This window comes from Mycobacterium sp. NGS57, assembly GCF_059812405.1.
In genome coordinates this window covers 461,836-479,466 of record NZ_JCALCP010000002.1, presented here as the reverse complement: position 1 = coordinate 479,466, position 17,631 = coordinate 461,836, and the positions used below count along the sequence as shown (strand labels likewise).

The 17,631-nt window shown below is 69.2% G+C and carries 19 protein-coding genes and 1 tRNA gene; 12 read left to right on the top strand and 8 right to left on the bottom strand.

Annotation, left to right across the window (positions count from 1 at the left end):
- Positions 1-4: 4 nt before the first annotated feature.
- From AC5Y43_RS05780 to AC5Y43_RS05765, 4 genes are all read left to right on the top strand, one after another.
- Positions 5-1,126: a mandelate racemase/muconate lactonizing enzyme family protein gene (locus tag AC5Y43_RS05780; RefSeq protein ID WP_499970187.1), complete on the top strand. Its 1,122-nt coding sequence runs from the start codon at positions 5-7 to the stop codon at positions 1,124-1,126.
- Positions 1,127-1,250: 124 nt separating this feature from the next.
- Positions 1,251-1,718 (top strand): OsmC family peroxiredoxin, encoded by a 468-nt coding sequence (locus AC5Y43_RS05775; RefSeq protein ID WP_499970185.1) that lies wholly within the window; start codon positions 1,251-1,253, stop codon positions 1,716-1,718.
- A gap of 16 nt (positions 1,719-1,734) precedes the next feature.
- Complete coding sequence (locus AC5Y43_RS05770) at positions 1,735-2,205, top strand: hemerythrin domain-containing protein (protein WP_499970183.1); 471 nt, start codon at positions 1,735-1,737, stop codon at positions 2,203-2,205.
- A gap of 31 nt (positions 2,206-2,236) precedes the next feature.
- Entirely contained in the window at positions 2,237-2,428 is a 192-nt protein-coding gene (locus AC5Y43_RS05765) for a ferredoxin (RefSeq protein WP_499970181.1), read from the top strand.
- Between the two features lie 13 nt (positions 2,429-2,441).
- Here the strand turns inward: AC5Y43_RS05765 and AC5Y43_RS05760 are convergent, their stop codons facing one another.
- A complete protein-coding gene (locus AC5Y43_RS05760) occupies positions 2,442-3,209 on the bottom strand; it encodes a DUF2249 domain-containing protein (RefSeq protein ID WP_499970178.1) in 768 nt (255 codons plus the stop codon).
- 77 nt (positions 3,210-3,286) lie between these two features.
- Here AC5Y43_RS05760 and AC5Y43_RS05755 point away from each other — a divergent pair, with 77 nt between their 5' ends.
- The 3 genes from AC5Y43_RS05755 to AC5Y43_RS05745 are packed head-to-tail and all read left to right on the top strand — an operon-like array spanning position 3,287 to position 7,657.
- Positions 3,287-3,997 carry a helix-turn-helix transcriptional regulator gene (locus tag AC5Y43_RS05755; RefSeq protein WP_499970176.1) on the top strand — a complete coding sequence of 237 codons (711 nt, stop codon included), beginning with the start codon at positions 3,287-3,289 and terminating at the stop codon, positions 3,995-3,997.
- On the top strand, positions 3,990-5,087 hold the full coding sequence (locus AC5Y43_RS05750) for a DUF8744 domain-containing protein (protein WP_499970174.1): 1,098 nt from the start codon (positions 3,990-3,992) through the stop codon (positions 5,085-5,087). The genes AC5Y43_RS05755 and AC5Y43_RS05750 overlap by 8 nt, the downstream gene beginning before the upstream one ends.
- Positions 5,084-7,657, top strand: coding sequence for a multicopper oxidase domain-containing protein (locus AC5Y43_RS05745; protein WP_499970172.1), 2,574 nt, complete (start codon positions 5,084-5,086; stop codon positions 7,655-7,657). The genes AC5Y43_RS05750 and AC5Y43_RS05745 overlap by 4 nt, the downstream gene beginning before the upstream one ends.
- 39 nt (positions 7,658-7,696) lie before the next feature.
- Here the strand turns inward: AC5Y43_RS05745 and AC5Y43_RS05740 are convergent, their stop codons facing one another.
- Positions 7,697-8,032, bottom strand: coding sequence for a cupin domain-containing protein (locus AC5Y43_RS05740; protein WP_499970169.1), 336 nt, complete (start codon positions 8,030-8,032; stop codon positions 7,697-7,699).
- 69 nt (positions 8,033-8,101) lie between these two features.
- Complete coding sequence (locus AC5Y43_RS05735; RefSeq protein WP_499970167.1) at positions 8,102-9,505, bottom strand: WS/DGAT/MGAT family O-acyltransferase; 1,404 nt, start codon at positions 9,503-9,505, stop codon at positions 8,102-8,104.
- A gap of 212 nt (positions 9,506-9,717) precedes the next feature.
- Here AC5Y43_RS05735 and AC5Y43_RS05730 point away from each other — a divergent pair, with 212 nt between their 5' ends.
- Positions 9,718-10,677 carry an Acg family FMN-binding oxidoreductase gene (locus AC5Y43_RS05730; protein ID WP_499970165.1) on the top strand — a complete coding sequence of 320 codons (960 nt, stop codon included), beginning with the start codon at positions 9,718-9,720 and terminating at the stop codon, positions 10,675-10,677.
- Between the two features lie 127 nt (positions 10,678-10,804).
- A complete protein-coding gene (locus AC5Y43_RS05725) occupies positions 10,805-11,608 on the top strand; it encodes a DUF1906 domain-containing protein (RefSeq protein ID WP_499970163.1) in 804 nt (267 codons plus the stop codon).
- 9 nt (positions 11,609-11,617) lie between these two features.
- Here AC5Y43_RS05725 and AC5Y43_RS05720 read toward each other — a convergent pair whose 3' ends face one another.
- On the bottom strand, positions 11,618-12,391 hold the full coding sequence (locus AC5Y43_RS05720) for a UbiA family prenyltransferase (RefSeq protein ID WP_499970478.1): 774 nt from the start codon (positions 12,389-12,391) through the stop codon (positions 11,618-11,620).
- A gap of 223 nt (positions 12,392-12,614) precedes the next feature.
- Here AC5Y43_RS05720 and idi point away from each other — a divergent pair, with 223 nt between their 5' ends.
- Entirely contained in the window at positions 12,615-13,196 is a 582-nt protein-coding gene (gene idi, locus AC5Y43_RS05715) for an isopentenyl-diphosphate Delta-isomerase (RefSeq protein WP_499970160.1), read from the top strand.
- Between the two features lie 28 nt (positions 13,197-13,224).
- Here idi and AC5Y43_RS05710 read toward each other — a convergent pair.
- The 3 genes from AC5Y43_RS05710 to pgm all read right to left on the bottom strand — a co-directional run bounded on the left by AC5Y43_RS05710 (position 13,225) and on the right by pgm (position 16,231).
- Positions 13,225-13,297: transfer RNA gene (locus AC5Y43_RS05710), tRNA-Ala, on the bottom strand.
- Between the two features lie 40 nt (positions 13,298-13,337).
- Positions 13,338-14,543: an MFS transporter gene (locus AC5Y43_RS05705; protein ID WP_499970476.1), complete on the bottom strand. Its 1,206-nt coding sequence runs from the start codon at positions 14,541-14,543 to the stop codon at positions 13,338-13,340.
- Between the two features lie 59 nt (positions 14,544-14,602).
- A complete protein-coding gene (pgm, locus tag AC5Y43_RS05700) occupies positions 14,603-16,231 on the bottom strand; it encodes a phosphoglucomutase (alpha-D-glucose-1,6-bisphosphate-dependent) (RefSeq protein ID WP_499970158.1) in 1,629 nt (542 codons plus the stop codon).
- Positions 16,232-16,273: 42 nt separating this feature from the next.
- Between pgm and crcB (AC5Y43_RS05695) the strand changes: the two genes are divergently transcribed.
- Both crcB (AC5Y43_RS05695) and crcB (AC5Y43_RS05690) read left to right on the top strand, forming a co-directional pair.
- Entirely contained in the window at positions 16,274-16,672 is a 399-nt protein-coding gene (gene crcB, locus AC5Y43_RS05695) for a fluoride efflux transporter CrcB (RefSeq protein ID WP_499970155.1), read from the top strand.
- Positions 16,669-17,049 carry a fluoride efflux transporter CrcB gene (crcB, locus tag AC5Y43_RS05690; RefSeq protein WP_499970153.1) on the top strand — a complete coding sequence of 127 codons (381 nt, stop codon included), beginning with the start codon at positions 16,669-16,671 and terminating at the stop codon, positions 17,047-17,049. The genes crcB (AC5Y43_RS05695) and crcB (AC5Y43_RS05690) overlap by 4 nt, the downstream gene beginning before the upstream one ends.
- On the opposite strand, the gene AC5Y43_RS05685 is transcribed toward crcB (AC5Y43_RS05690), so the two are convergent.
- Positions 17,033-17,617, bottom strand: a complete 585-nt coding sequence (locus AC5Y43_RS05685; protein ID WP_499970151.1) for a TetR/AcrR family transcriptional regulator — start codon at positions 17,615-17,617, stop codon at positions 17,033-17,035. The genes crcB (AC5Y43_RS05690) and AC5Y43_RS05685 overlap by 17 nt on opposite strands.
- Between the last annotated feature and the right edge of the window lie 14 nt (positions 17,618-17,631).

Genomic DNA, 17,631 nt, shown 5'->3' with positions numbered 1-17,631 from the left:
TCGCATGCCTCCCACCGCCGCAGCCATCGCCAAGATCGAAACGGTTCCGCTGCGTATCCCGTTGAAGGCGGATGCCACACCCGGTGCGTCCCTCTGGGGCGATCAGCTGTCTGCCGCAGACTCGCTGCTCGTCAAAGTGACCACCCGGGACGGAGCCGAGGGTTGGGGGGAAGCGTTCGGGTTTCGCGCCGTCGAATCGGCCAAGCTCGCCGTCGACGAACTGATCGCGCCGCTGTGCATCGGCCGGGACGCCACTCGAATCGGGCCGCTGATGCTGGAGGTGCAAAAGAAGCTGCATGTTTTCGGCCGCGGCGGCGCCTTGACCTATGGGCTCTCGGCGGTGGATATCGCCCTGTGGGACATTGCCGGCAAGCTCGCCGACGCGCCGGTGTGTCAACTCCTTGGCGGCGGAATGACCACCATGCCTTGCTATGCAAGTCTGGCCTGCTATTCCGACCCGTCGCTGGTCCGCGCCGCCGTTCGGCGAGCAATCGGTGCCGGCTTTCGCGTGCTCAAGCTGCACGAGGCGGGCCTGCCGGCGATTCGCGCGGCCCGCGCGGAAGCCGGCCCCGACGTGGGGCTGATCGTGGACACCGGATGTCCCTGGACCTTGACCGAAGCCGGTCCCGCCGCGCGCGATCTGAAGGCGGTCGGAATCAAGTTTCTCGAGGAGCCACTCTGGCCGCCGGAAAACTTTGATGGCCTTGCCGAGCTGCGAAGAACCGCCGACATCCCGGTCTCGGCCGGTGAGAACGTCTCCACCCTCATGGAATTCGAGCGAATGCTGGCCGCGAAAGCGGTCGACTTTGTTCAGCCAAGCCCGGCCAAGATGGGAGGCATCAGCGAGCTGTGTAAGGTCTTTCCCCTCGCGGCCGCCCACAACATCCCGGTGATGACACACTCCTTCTACGACGGTCCGGGCTTGCTCGCGGCGATTCACGCGACCGCTGCGCTGGGTACCGCCGACTCCATGATCGAGTGGCGCTGGTTCGATCTGGAAGCGCCCATCTACGGCGATGCCCTCACCCCGGCGTCGGGCCGGGTCGCGGTCCCGCAGGGACCTGGCCTCGGGATTGACCCCGATCCCGATGTCGTCAGCGCTTACCGCCGGGAAACTCCGCCATGACGCTGGCCGCCGTCTCACGCTCCGGCCAAATCGCTCTGGTCAATGCGCGCGGTGACGGTCTAGGGTTTACACAAGGCGCACTTGTAAAAATATCTGAGTGTTTCGGAGAAAGGGGTCGAGAGTTATGAGCATTGCGGAACGGGCCACGCAGACCACCTGGGAAGGGCCGCTGGCCTCGGGCGAAGGCACATTGTCGCAGGGCAGCAGCGGGGCGCTGGACGGCCTGCCATTGACCTGGGCCTCCCGGACCGAGCAACCGGGCGGCAAGACCAGCCCGGAAGAACTGGCGGCTGCGGCGCACTCGTCGTGCTTCTCGATGGCGTTGGCGTTGAAACTGGGCGAGAACCACACCCCCCCACAGCGACTCGATGTCACGGCCACCGTCACCCTGGATGCGGTCGACGGAGTCCCGACGATCACCACGTCGCGGTTGCGAGTCAAGGCACGCGTGGCCGGGCTGGACGCCGCAGCGTTCGCGGCCGTGGTGGACGAGGCCGCCGCCCTGTGCCCGGTATCGCGGCTGTTCGCCGGCGCCACGATCAGCGTCGACGCCGAACTCGAGGAGACCGAGCCCGCCCGTCCCGCGAGCTGACGCAGAGGAGCACACGATGGCCAGCCCGACGCTATCTGACGCCCTGACGCGTGAACACCACGAAATCGACGCCGCGATAGAGACTTTCGTCGAGAAGCTCGACTGCGGCAGCCTGCAGCCCGAACTGCTCACCGGGACGTTGGACGCGCTGCGCCGGCACATCTATCTCGAGGAGGTCTTCCTGTTCCCGCCGATCCGCGAGGCCGGTCTGGTGATGCCGGTCTTCGTGATGTTGCGCGAGCATGGGGAGCTATGGCGCACCATGGAGGCCCTGACCGATCTGCTCACCGATGGGGACGACGGCCGGCGGCTGCGCGATGCCTGCACGCAGCTGCTGGATCAGCTTCAACAGCACAACTCCAAAGAGGAGCCGATCATCTATCCGAATGCCGACCAACTGCCGCCGCAGACGAACGCGGAAGCGACCCGGTTCTTCGAGACCGGCCGCACCCCGGACGGATGGGTGTGCCAGCAGGCGGCTGGGTGAACCTCGAAGTCACGCCAAGGGAGGACATTTCATGCGCGTCGTCGTAGATCTCGATCGGTGCGAGGGCAACGCCTTCTGCGTGAACATCGCGCCGGCGGTGTTCGAACTCAACGAGGACGAGTACGCCGTGGTCCTCACCGACCCCGTCCCCGTCGAGCAGGAGACGCTCGTCGAGCAGGCCATCGCCGCGTGCCCGCGCGCGGCGCTGTCCCGCAAAGACTAGAAGCCGACCCGGCCTACCGCTTGGTCAGCCGCAGGCGCCACGCCTCCGGGCCGCGCTGCTCATAGTCGATCACGAGCCGGCCCGACGCGCGATAGTCGAGCTGGCGCAGCAGGGGGATCGGATCATGCGGAGCGACCAGCACCAGCGTTCCGCCGTTCGGAACGGCGTCGAACGCGCCGAACACGGTGGCGTGCCGGATCGAATGCGGCACCTCGCGCACGTCGAGCACCGGATCGTCGGCGTCGGATTCGCCGCAACCGCAGCTGTGTGAGTGCTCCGCACCGTCACTCGAGTGGGCATGCCCCAGGAGTTCGTGCATGCCGTGGGTCACCTCGACGAGGGAGACCTCCGGATCGGCGGCGACGATCGGCAGGATCCGCTCGTTCTCGTCGGCCAGGTGTGCGTCGAACAGCACCCGCAGGGCTTGGCCGGAACCGGCCGCGCGCACCGGCGGTTCCGTACGGATGCCGTCGACGAGGGAGCCGATGACGCGGTGCGCCGCAATCATCGATTCGACCAGGGGCCGCGCGCGTTCGGTGCGGGTGGCGGCCGGGTACAAACGCTCCTCTACCGCGGCGGCGTGCGGCAGCAGCTCGCCGGTCAGAAAGACCATTGCCGCGGCCCGCGCCGGTTCGAAGTCCGCACCGCGCTCGATCGCGGACAGCATCGCATCAGTGAGCACCGCAAGCTGGCCGGCCAGCTGCGCGTGGTGATTCGTGATCGCTTCGACCGCCTCGGCATCGGCGGCTGTGGACGCCACGATCACATCGTTGGCTGGCATGTTGGTTCCTCTCCACTGACTCGAATGTGACTCATTGCCCTGTGTGCATTGACCGACAATTTACTACACTAAATTCCGTGAAAAAAGGGTCAACCGTTTTGGGCCCGGAACCGACTCCGGTCCTCGAGGCCCCGGTGGCGCTGTCCGGGCAACGCCTGCGGGTGCTCGAGTACGTACGCGCGCACTCCCCCGTCCGGGTCGCCGACGCCGCCGCCGCTCTCGACCTGCACCCCAACACCGTTCGTGAACATCTCGACGCGGTTGCCGGGCTGGGGCTCGTCGAGCGCTCCACCGCGGGCGCACTCGGACGCGGACGTCCGGCCACGTTGTATCGGGTGTCGGCCGCCGACCCCGCCGTGGCGGTCCGCGACTACGCGGGGCTGGCGACCGCGCTGGCCGGCCATCTGGCGCGCACCAGCGCAAATCCGGAGCGCGACGCGCGAGCCGCCGGCGTCGAGTGGGGACGCGAACTCATCGACGAGTCCAGCCGGGCCGGCGACGATCCGCGACAGTCCGTCCTCGTTGCGCTGGACCGCCTCGGCTTCGCGCCGGACGTCGACGCAGACAGCCCGAACGACCCGCGCGGCATCGCACTGCGCCGCTGCCCGCTGCTGGACGCTGCCCGCCGCTACCCCACCGTCGTCTGTCAGGTCCACCTCGGCATCGTCGAGGGGATGCTCGAGCGGCTTGGCGTGCACCGGCGGGCGGGACTCGATCTCATTCCGTTCGCCGAGCCCGGCGCATGCCGGCTGTTCCTGCCCCATCCCGTGGTGCGACATGATGTCTGAGCGCCGAATCCCGCCCCGCGCAATCCTTTTGGTACCCGGCGGGTTCGCGCTGTTGGCCGGACTCGACGCCGCGCTGATGCTGCTCGGCCTGCCCGCGCCGATCGAGACGACCCGACTGACCGAGGTGCACGGCATCCTGCTGGTGCTCGGGTTCGTCGGCACGGTGATCGCGCTGGAGCGCGCCGTGGCCGCGCAGTGCTGGTGGGGCTACCTGGCCCCGATGTTCCTCGGCGCCGGCGCGGTGCTGTTGGTCACCAGGGCGCCACGAAATCTCGGCGGCACGCTGCTGCTCGCCGGATCCGCGGCGCTGGTTGCGGTGTACGTCTCGTTGTGGCGGCGGTCCGCGGACGTGGCGGTTCTGGTCCAGGTTGCCGGTGCGGTGCTGGCGACCGGTGCCGCGGTGTTGTGGCTGGGTGGCGTACTGATTCCCGATCTGCTGCCGTGGCTTTCGGGTTTTCTGATCCTCACCATCGTCGGGGAACGACTCGAACTCGCCCGCGTCGCGATGCTCGGCACCCGCGCCGAGGCGCTGATCACCCTCGTCGCCGCGACGATGGTCGCGGCCACCGTCGCCGCGTTGTTGTGGCCGGCGCCCGGTTACCCGTTGCTCGGCGCGACGCTGTTGGCGGCGGTGCTGTGGCTGGGCCGGTTCGACGTCGCCCGCCACACGGTGCGCGCCACGGGCCTGACGCGATACATGGCGGTGTGCCTGCTCGCCGGTTACGTGTGGCTATTGGTGCCGGCGCTGACGTGGCTGTTGGTCGGACAGGTCGCCCCCGAGGATTCCGCGCGCGGCTACGACGCGGTGGTGCACGCGATGATGCTGGGATTTGTGCTGTCGATGATCATGGCGCACGCACCCGTGATCCTGCCGGCCGTGTTGCGCCGCCCGCTGCCCTACCTTCCTTCGATGTATGGCCCGGTCGCGCTGTTGCACCTGTCGTTGCTGCTGCGGCTGGCGGTCGGTGACACGCGCGACGTCCAGTGGGCCGTGCAGGCGGGCGGCGTGCTGAATATCGTTGCGGTGCTTGGCTTCGTCGCCGTCGCCGCCTATTCGGCGGCACGCGCGGCCACTCGGGTGCCGGCATGAACCGCTCGGGGTGGCACCTGCGTGTCGGGGCGGTCGTGTTCGCCTGGCTCGCCGCCCTCGTCGGGGTGGCGGTCGCGCATCGGTTCGTCCCGCTGTCCGGCTGGCTGCTGATACATCTGTTGGCGCTGGGCGCCGCAGGCAACGCGATCCTGATCTGGAGTCGGCATTTCACCGACGCCTTGCTGCGCCGGCCGCCGGATCCGCGGACCGCGGAAGTGTTGTTGATCACCGCCTTCAACGCCGGGGCCGTCACGGTGGTCGCCGGCATGCTGGGGAGGTGGTGGCCGGTCGTGCTCGTGGGCGGTGTGGTGGTCGGCGCCGTCGCCCTGGCACACGGGGCGATACTTCTGCGGCAGTTGCGCACCGCGTTGCCGTCCCGCTTCGGTGTCACCGTGCGCTACTACGTCGCCGCCATGGTGTGCCTGGCGCTCGGCGCGGGACTTGGTGTGGCGATGGCGAATTCGGTGCTGCCGGGCCGCGTTCACGAGCGGTTCGTCATCGCGCACGCGGTGGTGAACCTGTTCGGCTGGGTGGGCCTCATGGTGGTAGGCACCCTGGTCACGCTGTGGCCGACGATGCTGCGCACCCGGATGGCCGCCGGAGTCGAGGTGGCCGCCCGCCGCGGGTTGCCGGGGTTGCTGATTGCCCTGGCCGTGGCCACCGGCGGTGCGGTGGCGGCCTCACCGCTGATCACCGGGGCCGGTGCCGCCGGTTACCTCGGCGCCGTCGGATTCGTGCTGCGGCCGCACCTCGACGAGATCCGCCGCAAGCGGCCCGGTGACTTCGCGACCCTGTCCGTGCTGGCGGGCGTGGCGTGGCTGATCGGGTCGCTGGCCTTGGCCGCCGTCGCGCTGGCGAGCGCACCGACCTGGCCGGCGGCGGTGGCAGCGGCCGGTGACCTCACCGCGGCGGTGCTGGCCGGCTTTCTGGTGCAGGTGCTGCTCGGATCGTTGACCTACCTGACCCCCGTGGTGATGGGCGGCCGTGCCGCCACGATGGCGGCCGCGGCCGAGCTCGAGCGAGGCGCCCCGTGGCGGCTCGCCGTCGCCAACTCCGGGCTGGTGCTCTGTGTGCTTCCGACGCCGAGCCTGGTGCGGGTCGCCGCGTCGATGCTGGTGCTGCTGTCCTACGCGGCTTTCCTGCCGCTGCTGGTCCGGGCGGTGTGGCGCGCGCATCAGGAGCGGGACACACCGGCGGGGCCGGGCCAACCGCAGCCGGCGGCCCCGCCGGCTCGACGGCTCGGCGCCGCCGCCGCCGGGCTCTCGGTCGTCGTGCTCGTCGCCGCGGCCGGCGTGGCCGCCGACCCCACGTCGGTCGGTATCGGCACCTCCCCTCGGCTGGCGGTGACGGCCACCGGGCACACCACTACCGCGACGGTGCGGATCGAGGGCATGCGCTTCGTACCCGACGCGGTCGAGGTGCCCGCCGGAGACCGGCTGCTGATCAGCCTCGCGAACACCGGCAGCGACCAACACGACCTGGTGCTGGCCAACGGCACCCGCACCGGACGGATCGCGCCGGGCGAGTCGGCCGTGCTCGACGCCGGCGTGATCGGCTCCAGCCTCGACGGCTGGTGCGCGGTGGCCGGGCACCGGCAGATGGGCATGACGTTCTCGGTCCGGGTGACCGGCACGCCCCCGCCCGCGACGCATCATCACAACCACCAGGGCCCGGCGCCCGCCGCGACCATTCCGCCCGCCGACATCGCCCGCAGCCTCGGCGCCGATCCGGGCCCCGGCTTCGCCCCGCGCGACGCCACGGCGCCGCCGGCCACGGCCGATCACCGCGTGACGCTGCCGGTGACCGAGATCGAACGGGAGATCTCTCCCGGAATCAGCCAGCGGCTCTGGACATTTGGCGGCACCGCTCCCGGGCCCACGTTACGGGGCAAGCTCGGCGACGTCTTCGAGATCACCCTCGTCAACGACGGCAGCACCGGACATTCGATCGACTTCCACGCCGGGTCGCTGGCCCCCGACATGCCGATGCGGACCATCCAACCCGGCCAGAGCCTGGTGTACCGATTCACCGCGACGCGTGCCGGCATCTGGCTGTACCACTGCTCGACGATGCCGATGTCGCTGCATATCGCCAACGGCATGTTCGGGGCGGTGGTCATCGACCCACCGGAGTTGCCGCGCGTCGATCGTGAATATGTGATCGTGCAGTCGGAGATGTACCTCGGCGCGCCCGGAGGCGAGGCCGACGCGGACAAGGTCGCCGCCGACAAACCCGACCTGGTGGTGTTCAACGGCTACGCGCGGCAGTACGACCATGCGCCGCTGACCGCCCGCGTGAGTGAGCGGGTCCGCATCTGGGTGCTTGCCGCCGGGCCGAACCGGGGCACTTCCTTCCACGTGGTCGGGGGCCAGTTCGACACCGTGTGGTCCGAGGGCGACTACCGGCTGCGCCCGGGCGCGGGCGGCGCGCAGACGCTCGGATTGTTCGCGGCCCAAGGCGGATTCGTCGAGCTGACCTTCGGTGAGCCCGGTCGATACCCGTTCGTGTCACACGCGATGGTCGACGCCGAGCGCGGCGCCCACGGCATCATCGAGGTGGCCGGGCGGTAATCGTCAAGCGCGCCTCGGTCGACGGCGCGACATCGCGCCTCAGCTAACGCTTTTGGCGACGGTGAGCAGGATGACGGAGTCTTCGACGGCCTGTACTCCGTGCCGGCTCGGCGGGATCACCAGGTGATCGCCCGGGGCGCCGTCCCAGCTGGTTTCGGGCGCCGTCAGCCGGATGCGTCCCTGCAACACCTGCAACGTGGCCTCGCCGGGGCTGTCGTGGTCATGCAGCGCCACCCCAGCTGTCAAGGCAACCATGGTTTGTCGCAGCGTGTGTTGGTGACCTCCGTACACGGTGTGGGCGCTGCGGCCGCTGGCGGCCCGGTGCGCCGCCGCCAACTGCTCCCGCGCGAGAGCTGTGAGCGAGATCTTGTCCATCCGACGGGCTCCTTCCTCGTCGCAATGCGTATGCCGGTGGCAGGTTGGCGACGGGAGCGCTGCGAGCGATCAGTCGTTGACGACGAGCGACAGGCCCCGGCGGCCGTGTATTCGCTTGCGCTGCTTGCTGATCGCCACCAGGCGCGCCACCGCCGTCTCGATCCCGCGCGCCATCGCGTCGATGTCGGCCACGGCGTCGTAGTCGGCCAGGACGCCGAAGAACAGGTCCTCGGCATAGCTGAGCATGGCCACCCCGGTGCGCAACTGCATCGCGATCGGCGGGACCGGGAACACGCTCAGTACCCGCTGGCCCATCAGTTGCAGCGGCTGGCGGGGTCCCGGGACGTTCGTTGCCAGCGTGGTGACGCCGCGCTGCGGTAGCCGGGTCAACAACCGGACGGCCAAAGCGGTCAGCGGGAACGGTATGAGGTTGGCCATCGACACGAACGCCTGCCCCGCCTGGCGCTGACCGTGTGATTTCGTGCGGTCCAATCGGGAATGGACGGCCCGCAACCGCTCGATCGGGTGCTGCTCGTCGACGGGGAGGTACGGCAGCATCACCGAGACGCGGTTGTCGGTCTGGTCCAGCGCGTCGACCGACCGCATCGACACCGGCACCAACGCGCGCAGCGCATCCGGCAGCGGTTCTTCGCCCCGCTGGACGAGGATGTTGCGGTAACTCTCCGTGATGGCTGCCAGCGCAACGTCATTGATGGTGACACCGAACGCCTGACACACCTGCGCGATGTCGGCGAGCGGCACGCGCGCGACGCCGTAGCGGCGCAGGGTGGTGATCGGCCCGTTCAGCGATGTCGTGGTGGGGCGCAGCAACCCGGCCGCGATCTCCGCGGCCCCCAACGCCGTGCGCGCGGCGGAGGCCGTGACGGCGGCCGATGCATGCCATAGACCGCCCAGCACGCTCAGGGGATTCCATGTAGGTGGCGAGGCCCCTTGCCGCTCAGGTTCTTTGGTCGCACGGATATGTCGCGCGAAGCTCTCACCAATACCGTCGTCGCACAGGCCGGCGAGCATGTGAGTGGCCGCGATTCCATCAGCCATGCAGTGGTGAATCTTGGTGAGCATCGCCCACCGGTTGTCGGTGAGGCCTTCGATGATCCAGATTTCCCACAGCGGCCGATCGCGGTCGAGGCGCCGGGAAATGACATCGGCGGCAAGCTGATACAACTCCCCGTCGTCGCCCGGCCGCGGCAGGGCGACGTGCCGCACGTGCCGGCCGAGACCGAAATCGGGATCGTCGACCCACTCGGGCGCACCAAGGTCGAATGGGCGCGTGCGCAGGCGCTGCCGGAAGCGGGGGCAGGCGCGGATCCGCTGGGCCAGCGTCGCCAACAGCGCGTCACGGTCCGGGATCGGTCCCTCGATGACGGCCAGGCCTCCGATCGCCAGACTCACGTTGCGGTCGGCGTCTTCGGCCTTGAGAAAGCCCGCGTCCAGGGTTGTCAGTTGGTCCATGACCCCCACCTCCGGCTTTATCTGAAACTAGTAGTAACAACAATTCTCCGGCCGGCGTGGCCCCGACGGCAGGGCCAAAAGTCCCCAGGCCGAAGGACTCTCGCACCGTGACCGTCGGTGCCGAGCCTCCCTCGCCCTTGCCGCGCGGGTTATTTAAAGGATATTATTCATTCATATAGATCCGGGGCGAGGGGATCGGTCGGGAGGCGGCCATGTGGGACGCGGTGCTGAGCCTGGCCATCCGGGCGCCGTCCATCGACAACACGCAGCCGTGGCGGTGGCGGGCTGGTCGCACGACTCTGCACCTCTACGCCGACCCGGGTATGCGCCTGCCGAACACCGACCCGGACGGCCGGGACTTGATCCTGAGTTGCGGTGCAGTGCTTCACCATTGCGTCGTCGCGTTGGCGGCCGCGGGGTGGCGCACCGACGTGCACCGGTTGCCCAATCCGGCCGACCCCAACCACCTGGCGGCCATCGAGGTGCACCGCGAGGACCCCGATACCACCCAGCTCGTCCTGGCGGCGGCCATCCCGCGGCGCCGGACCGACCGGCGGATCTACAGCTCTCGGCCGGTTGCCGAGGGCGATATCGCCGCGCTGACGGCGTTGGCAGACCGGATGGGCGTCACCCTCCGCCGAGTCGACGACATGGGACACCTGCACGAGATCGTCAAGCGGGCCGCGCGAGCCCACGCGACCGATCCGGACTACCTCGCCGAGCTCACCCGGTGGAGCGGGCGCTACGGATCCCGCGCCGGTGTGCCGGCGCGCAACGTCCCCGAACACGACTGCAGCGCAGCGGTACCCGGCCGCATCTTCGCGGGCCCGGGCCTGGCGCAGCCGCCGGGCGCCTCACCCGCCGACGACAACGCCACCGTCCTGGTACTCGGCACTGTCGCCGACGACCGTCTGGCCTGGCTGCGCGCCGGCGAGGCGAGCAGCGCGCTGCTGCTGACCGCGACGGCGATGGGGCTGGCCTCCTGCCCCATCACCGAACCGCTGGAAATCCCGCAAACGCGCGACGCTATTCGCCTCGGTGTGTTGGGTACCGACGGATACCCGCAGATGCTGGTGCGGCTGGGCTGGGCGCCCGACAAAGCCGATCCGTTGCCGCCGACGCCGCGGCGCGACCTTTCCCGGGTCGTGGAGTGGTCGACTGAAATCGATTGATGGCGGAGCAGGGCCGTTCACGGTCCAAGCAGCCATTGACTCAGGTCGGTGAACCACAAAGACCGATTTGATATCGACTACTGCCCGCCACTTCTGTTCATCGAAGTCACCTACTTAGCATCACGCGATGCAGGATTTGCCGGTCGATGTGTGCCTGCAGCGCACTCTGCCCCGGCGCGACGTATTGCGCTGCGCCATCGCCATGTCAGCGGTGCCCGGGTTGTTCGCGGCATCGGCAAGCGTCGCCGTTCCCGCGACAGCCGCCGCCCCGCCCAGGCTGATCGACTTCGCCATGCGCCAAGTTTCAGCGGAGCATATTCGCGCTGCCGGCTACTCCGGGGTCATCAACTACGTGTCGCTGTCGCGTCCCGGCTCGTCCATGGGCGCCAAGCCGATCACCCGGCCGTACGCCGAGCAGTTGACCGCCGCGGGGCTCATGATCGTCAGCAATTACCAATACGGAAAGCCAGGCGGGACAGCGCCATCGGACTTCAGGCGCGGGTTCGAGGGCGGCGTGGCCGATGCTCGCACCGCCTGGAAGCTGCATACCGCGGCGGGTGGCGGTCAGAGTGCCCCGATCTTCTTCAGCGTCGACGAGGACATCAACCACGACACCTGGAACAGTTTGGCACTCAAGTGGTTTCGCGGAATCAATTCGGTACTGGGCGTGCAGCGCACCGGCGTCTACGGCGGTATCGATGTGTGCCGATGGGCCGCCGCCGACGGCGTCATCGGAAGTTCGCGCAGTCCCGGCCACCGGTGGGCGTGGCAGACCCGGTCCTGGTCCCGCGGTCAGATCGAGCCCACCGCCGTTCTCTACCAACGCGTGGTGAGTACCGCGTCGAATCCCGGACCCGTAGTCGGGGGACTCGAAGTCGACGTCAACGACGTCCTTGCCGCGGATTGCGGTCAATGGAACCTGCATCCCTGATGCGTGATCTCAGATCAGGGGGCACCCGCCCACACCAAACACGACAGCATCGACAGCCCCGATGCCGACCACGGCCCACAGCGACACCCGGCCGGCGCCGCGGGCGGCAATCAGCCCGAGGGGGACGGCGACGCTCAGCCCGGCCAGCGCGACCCACGGGCGGCTTGAGGCCAGCAACAGCAGCACGGACGGCGACACCAGCAGCACCAGCACGACGGCCCGCATGGTCCCGACGCCCCAACGTGCAGCTACCTGCTGCGTCAGCCCGTTTACACCGGTGGCCCGGTCGGCGGCGAGATCCGGCAGCGCGATAACGAAGTGACCGCCCGCGCCGAGCAGGGCCGCCACCGCGATCGCGTACCACGCCGGCACGAGGTGACCTGGCAGCGTGCTCACCGCGTACACGGGTAACAGGCCGAACACGAGGACCGCGACGAGGCCGTCCGCCAGCGTCGACTTCAGGCCGAGGTTGTAGGCCCAGCTCAGGCCGACGATCACCGCCAGGATGATCGCGGTTGCCACGCCGATGGCCAGCGACATCGCCAGCGCCGCGAGCAGCGCCGCGAAGGCCGCGATCCAGACCGCGCGCACGCTGAGGGCACCCGTGGCGATCGGTTTGTCCGTCCGGCCCGCCGCGGCGTCCCGGGCCGCGTCCAAGGCGTCGTTGGACCAGCCGACCGAGAGCAGGCCGGCCAGCATGGCAGGCGCGGTCAGTACGGGCCCCATGCCGTGCGATGCCACCTGCACCGCCAAGGCGGTGGTCAGGGCCGTGATAGCGAGCATCTCCACCGGATGACCTGCGGTGACCAGCGCTCGGACACGACTGAGGACGGAGGGCGCTGACCGCGTGTCGACCATAATGCCGGTCTCCCCTCACGTCGGCGCCCTTGCGGAGGCGGAAACTGTGAATCAGTGTGAGATAGACCGGAAATGGTAGTGAATTCTGAAATGTGACGGAAGGCCGTGCCCGCTGTGCTGATTACTTCACCAGGGATCGACGTGCGGCTTGAATAACCCGGAACCCGACAACCAAGTCGTCTCCCGCGACGACGAACGGCTGATTCTGGTGGACAGCGATGACCGCGAGATCGGCTCCCTCGCGAAAGCCGATGCGCACGCCGGTCGCGGAACGCTGCACCGCGCTTTCTCGGTGTTCGTATTCAGTCCGGCCGGCGAACTGCTTCTGCAGCAGCGCGCGACGAGCAAACGCCTGTGGCCGGGCCACTGGTCGAACACCTGCTGCTCGCATCCACGCGTGGGCGAGTCGATGGACGACGCCGTCCGGCGCCGCTTACAGGAGGAACTCGGCCTGAGGGCGGAGGTGGAATTCCTGTTCAAGTTCCAGTACCAGGCCCAGTACGACTCGCAAGGCGCCGAACACGAGTTGTGCTGGGTCTACGCCGGGCGCAGCGCCGAGCGACCGCGCCCGAACGCCCATGAGATCGCGGCCTGGCGCTACGTCAGCCCGCAGGCACTGCACGCCGAAATCATCAGCGCGCCCGAGACTTTCACACCGTGGTTCAAGCTCGAATGGGCGCGCCTCGTGCGTGACCATCCACGGGTCTTGCGCGCGCCATGTAGCGGATAAGCATGGGTGAGCTGACATCCGCGATGGGTGGAGCTAAGGGGACTCGAACCCCTGACCCCCACACTGCCAGTGTGGTGCGCTACCAGCTGCGCCATAGCCCCAAGTGATGCCCATCGAAGCTACACCACCTGCAGCCGCCCTTCAAAGCTGCTGGTCACCGGCCAGCTCGCCGTCCTCTTCTGGCGCGACGACTTCGGCAGGCGGCGCCGGCGCCACCCGCGTTTCCGGTGCCCGCGCCCACCCCGCGGCCGCGATCAACAGGACCACCCCGCTGACAATGAAGCCCAGCCCGAAGGTCAGGTGTTCGGCGATCTGGCCCACCGCTATCGAACCTACGATCGCGCCCACGTCGGACGTCATCTGCACCGCCGCCACCGGGCCGCCCGCGCGCGCGTCGCTGCCGAGGATGTCGGCGGCGGCGGCCTGCAGCGGGGAGATGAAGATGCCGGCCGTCGCACCGCTCACGCACGCCGCCACCAGGAAAACCGGCAGCGACGACACGGCGCCCAGCCAGATGGTCGCGATCCCGGCCGTCGCCTGGCCGACGATCAGCAACGAGCGCCGCCCGATCCGGTCGGACAGGTAGCCGCTGGGGATGACGGCCAGCGCGTTGCCGGCGGCGAAAGTCGCCAGCACCAGCCCGGTGATCCCGACGCCGCGGCCCATGACGTCGGAGACGAACAGCGGCACCAGCGAGATGCGCAGCCCGAACACCGACCAGCCGGTCGCGAAGTTGGACAGCAGCGCCGACCGGTACGCGCGGTGGCGCAGCGCCTCCCCCATCGTCACCGCGGTCCGCGTGACATGGCTGGGCGCGGTCAGCTCCGAAGTCCGCAGGCTGTAGGACAGCCATAAAGCCATGCCGAGCAGCGCGATGCCGTAGACGATGAACGGGACGGCCAAGCCCCAGCTCGCCGTGAGGCTGCCGACCACCGGTCCGCCGACGGCCCCCAATAGGAACGACGTGGTGAACAAGCCCGCGACCTCCCCGCGCGCGTCGGCGGGGCTGATGCGAATCATCAGCCCGAACGCGGAGACGAAGAACAGCGTCGAGCCGATGCCGTTGAGGGCACGGAAAAACAGCAGTTGCCAGTACGTTTCGGCGAAGGCGCACGCCACGGTGGACAACGCCACCACCAGCACGCCCCACAGGTAGGTCGGCCGTTCGCCGAATCGCTGCACCATGAGGCCGCTAAGCGGCGCAAAACACAAGCGCGCCACCGAGAAGATCGTGATGACGAACGTGGCGGCGCCGATGCTGACCCCGAACGTGCGCGCGAAGGACGGCAACACCGGCGACACCACGCCATAGCCCAGCGCGATCATGATGTTGGCCCAGCTGAGGATCCAGATTTCGCGTGGTAGCTGCCGCCAGCCCCCCGAGCGGCCAGTGCGGAGGGAAAAAGTCACGCGATGACTTTATTCACCACCTCGCGCGCGGTTGCCTGGACCTCGGCCAAGTGCTCGGGGCCGCGGAAGGATTCGGCGTAGATCTTGTAGACGTCCTCGGTGCCCGACGGCCGCGCGGCGAACCACGCGTCGGCGGTCGTCACCTTCAGCCCGCCCAACGGTGCGCCGTTGCCGGGCGCCGCGGTCAGCTTCGCCGTGATCGGCTCCCCCGCCAACTCGGTGGCACCCACCTGGTCTGGCGAGAGCTTGGCCAGCCGGGCCTTCTGCTCGCGGTCCGCGGGCGCGTCTACCCGCGCGTAAAACGGCGTCCCGTATTCGTCGGTCAGCTCGCGGTAGCGCTGCGAAGGGCTCACACCGGTGACGGACAGGATCTCAGAAGCCAACAGCGCCAAGATGATTCCATCCTTGTCGGTGGTCCACACCGACCCGTCACGCCGCAGGAACGACGCCCCCGCCGACTCCTCGCCGCCGAAGCCGATCGTCCCGCCGAGCAGGCCGTCGACGAACCACTTGAAGCCGACCGGCACCTCGACGAGTGTGCGGCCGATGCCGGCGACCACCCGGTCGATGATCGACGAACTCACCGCCGTCTTGCCCACCGCGATGCCCCCCGGCCAGGACGGCCGGTGCGTGTAGAGATACTCGACGGCCACCGCCAGGTAGTGGTTCGGGTTCAGCAGCCCCCCGTCGGGGGTGACGATGCCGTGGCGGTCGGAATCGGCGTCGTTGCCGGTGGAGATCTGGTAGCGCTCGCGGTTGCCAATCAGCGAGGCCATGGCGTCCGGCGAGCTGCAGTCCATCCGGATCTTGCCGTCGTGATCGAGCGTCATGAACCGCCACGTCGCGTCGACCAGCGGATTGACCACGGTCAGATCCAGGCCATGGCGCTCGGCGATCTCGCCCCAGTAGTCGACGCTCGCGCCGCCGAGCGGGTCGGCGCCGATGCGCACCCCGGCCTCACGGATCGCCGCGACGTCGACCACGCTCGGCAGGTCGTCGACGTAGGCGCCCAGGTAGTCGTAGCGCTTCGCGGCCGCCAGCGCGCGGGCGAGCGACACCCGCTTGACGCCCGCCCCGTCGCGGAGAATCTCGTTGGCGCGCTTGGCGATTGCGTTGGTCGCCTCGGTGTCCGCCGGGCCGCCGTTGGGCGGGTTGTACTTGAAACCGCCGTCGGACGGCGGGTTGTGCGACGGGGTGACGACGATCCCGTCGGCCGGCGCATCGGTGCGGCCGCGATTGTGGGTCAGGATGGCGTGGCTGATCGCGGGGGTCGGCGTGTAGCGGTCGCGACTGTCGATCACAACGACCACGTCATTGGCGGCCAGCACCTCCAGGGCCGACACCCAGGCCGGCTCGGAAAGGCCGTGGGTGTCACGCCCGATGAACAGCGGCCCGGTGGTGCCCTGGGCCGCACGATATTCGACGATGGCCTGGGTGATTGCCAGGATGTGTGCCTCGTTGAACGCGCCGTTGAACGACGACCCGCGGTGGCCCGACGTCCCGAACGCCACCTGCTGGGCGACGTCGTCCGGGTCGGGTTCGATCGCGTAATACGACGTGACGAGGTGGGGCAGGTCGACGAGGTCTTCGGGCTGGGCCGGCTGACCGGCACGCGGGTGGGCCATGCTTACCAATTCTGCCCATGCCCGCCGCCTACGCTGCTAGGCGTGCCCCAACCCGACTACCGCGAGCTGACCGCGGTTTTCGTCGGCGGCGCGCTCGGCGCGCTGGCCCGCGCGGCGCTGAGCACCGCCGCTGTCGGCGACCCGGCGAGCTGGCCGTGGGCGACGTTCGTCGTCAACATCGTCGGCGCGATCCTGCTCGGCTATTTCACCACCCGGCTTCTCGAGCGGCTGCCGGTGTCCAGTTACCGGCGCCCGCTGCTCGGCACCGGATTCTGCGGCGGCTTGACCACGTTCTCCACCATGCAGGTCGAGACGCTGCGGATGATCGAGCACGGCCACTGGGCCCTGGCCGCTTCCTACGCCGCCAGCAGCATCGCGCTGGGATTGGTGGCCGTCTCCCTGACCACCACCTTGGTGCGCCGGGTGCGGGTGCACTCGTGACCGCGGTTGCGGTGTGGGCCGGGGTGGCGGTCGTCGGCGGCATCGGGTCGGTGCTCCGCTTTCTGGTCGATCGCGCGGTGGCCCGCCGCGTAGCCCGCGCGTTCCCGTACGGGACCTTGGCCGTGAACATCAGCGGCGCCGCGCTGCTGGGCTTCCTCGGGGCCCTCACGTTGGGCAAGGACGCGGCGCTCGTCGCCGGGACCGGGTTCGTCGGGGCCTACACCACGTTTTCCACGTGGATGCTGGAAACCCAGCGCCTGGGCGAGGAACGCCGGACGCGGACGGCGCTCGCCAATGTCGTCGTCAGCCTCGTGCTCGGGATTGCCGCCGCGATACTCGGGCAATGGGTTGGGCAGCAATTCATTTCGCGTTCGTGACGCCCCTCAGCAGCGCGTCCAGCAGGCCATCGAACCGGGGTTTGGGGATCGGTTGCGCGAGCGCCTGCAGGAGCAGGGTGCCGATCAGCGCGCCCGCGACCGCATCGAGGTCGGCGTCGGCGCGCAGTTGTCCCTCCTCGACAGCCTGACGCAGCCGGGTGGTCAACCCGTCGTGTTGGGGCGCGCTCAGCTGCTGGTACAGGGCCGCGCCGTCCGGCGGTCTGGCCGCCGCGGCGGCGACCAGCGCCCGCACCAACGCAGCGTTCGCCGGCTCGCCCAGGAACTCGGCGTGCTCGTCGAGCCACGACCGCAAGTCGGCGCGCACGTCTCCGGTCTGCGCGACGGGAAACGAGCCCGACCCCCCGTACGCCTCCAGGACCGCCTCGGCGACCAACGGCGCCTTCGACGGCCACCGGCGATACAGGGTCTTCTTCCCCACCCCGGCGCGCGCCGCGACGCTTTCCATCGACAGTTCGGCGTAACTTCCACTGGCCAGCAGCTCGCGGGCGGCAACCAGGATCGCCCGGTGCAGTTCGGTATCGCGGGGCCGGCCGCGGGCCGAGGTCATAAGCGATACGATAC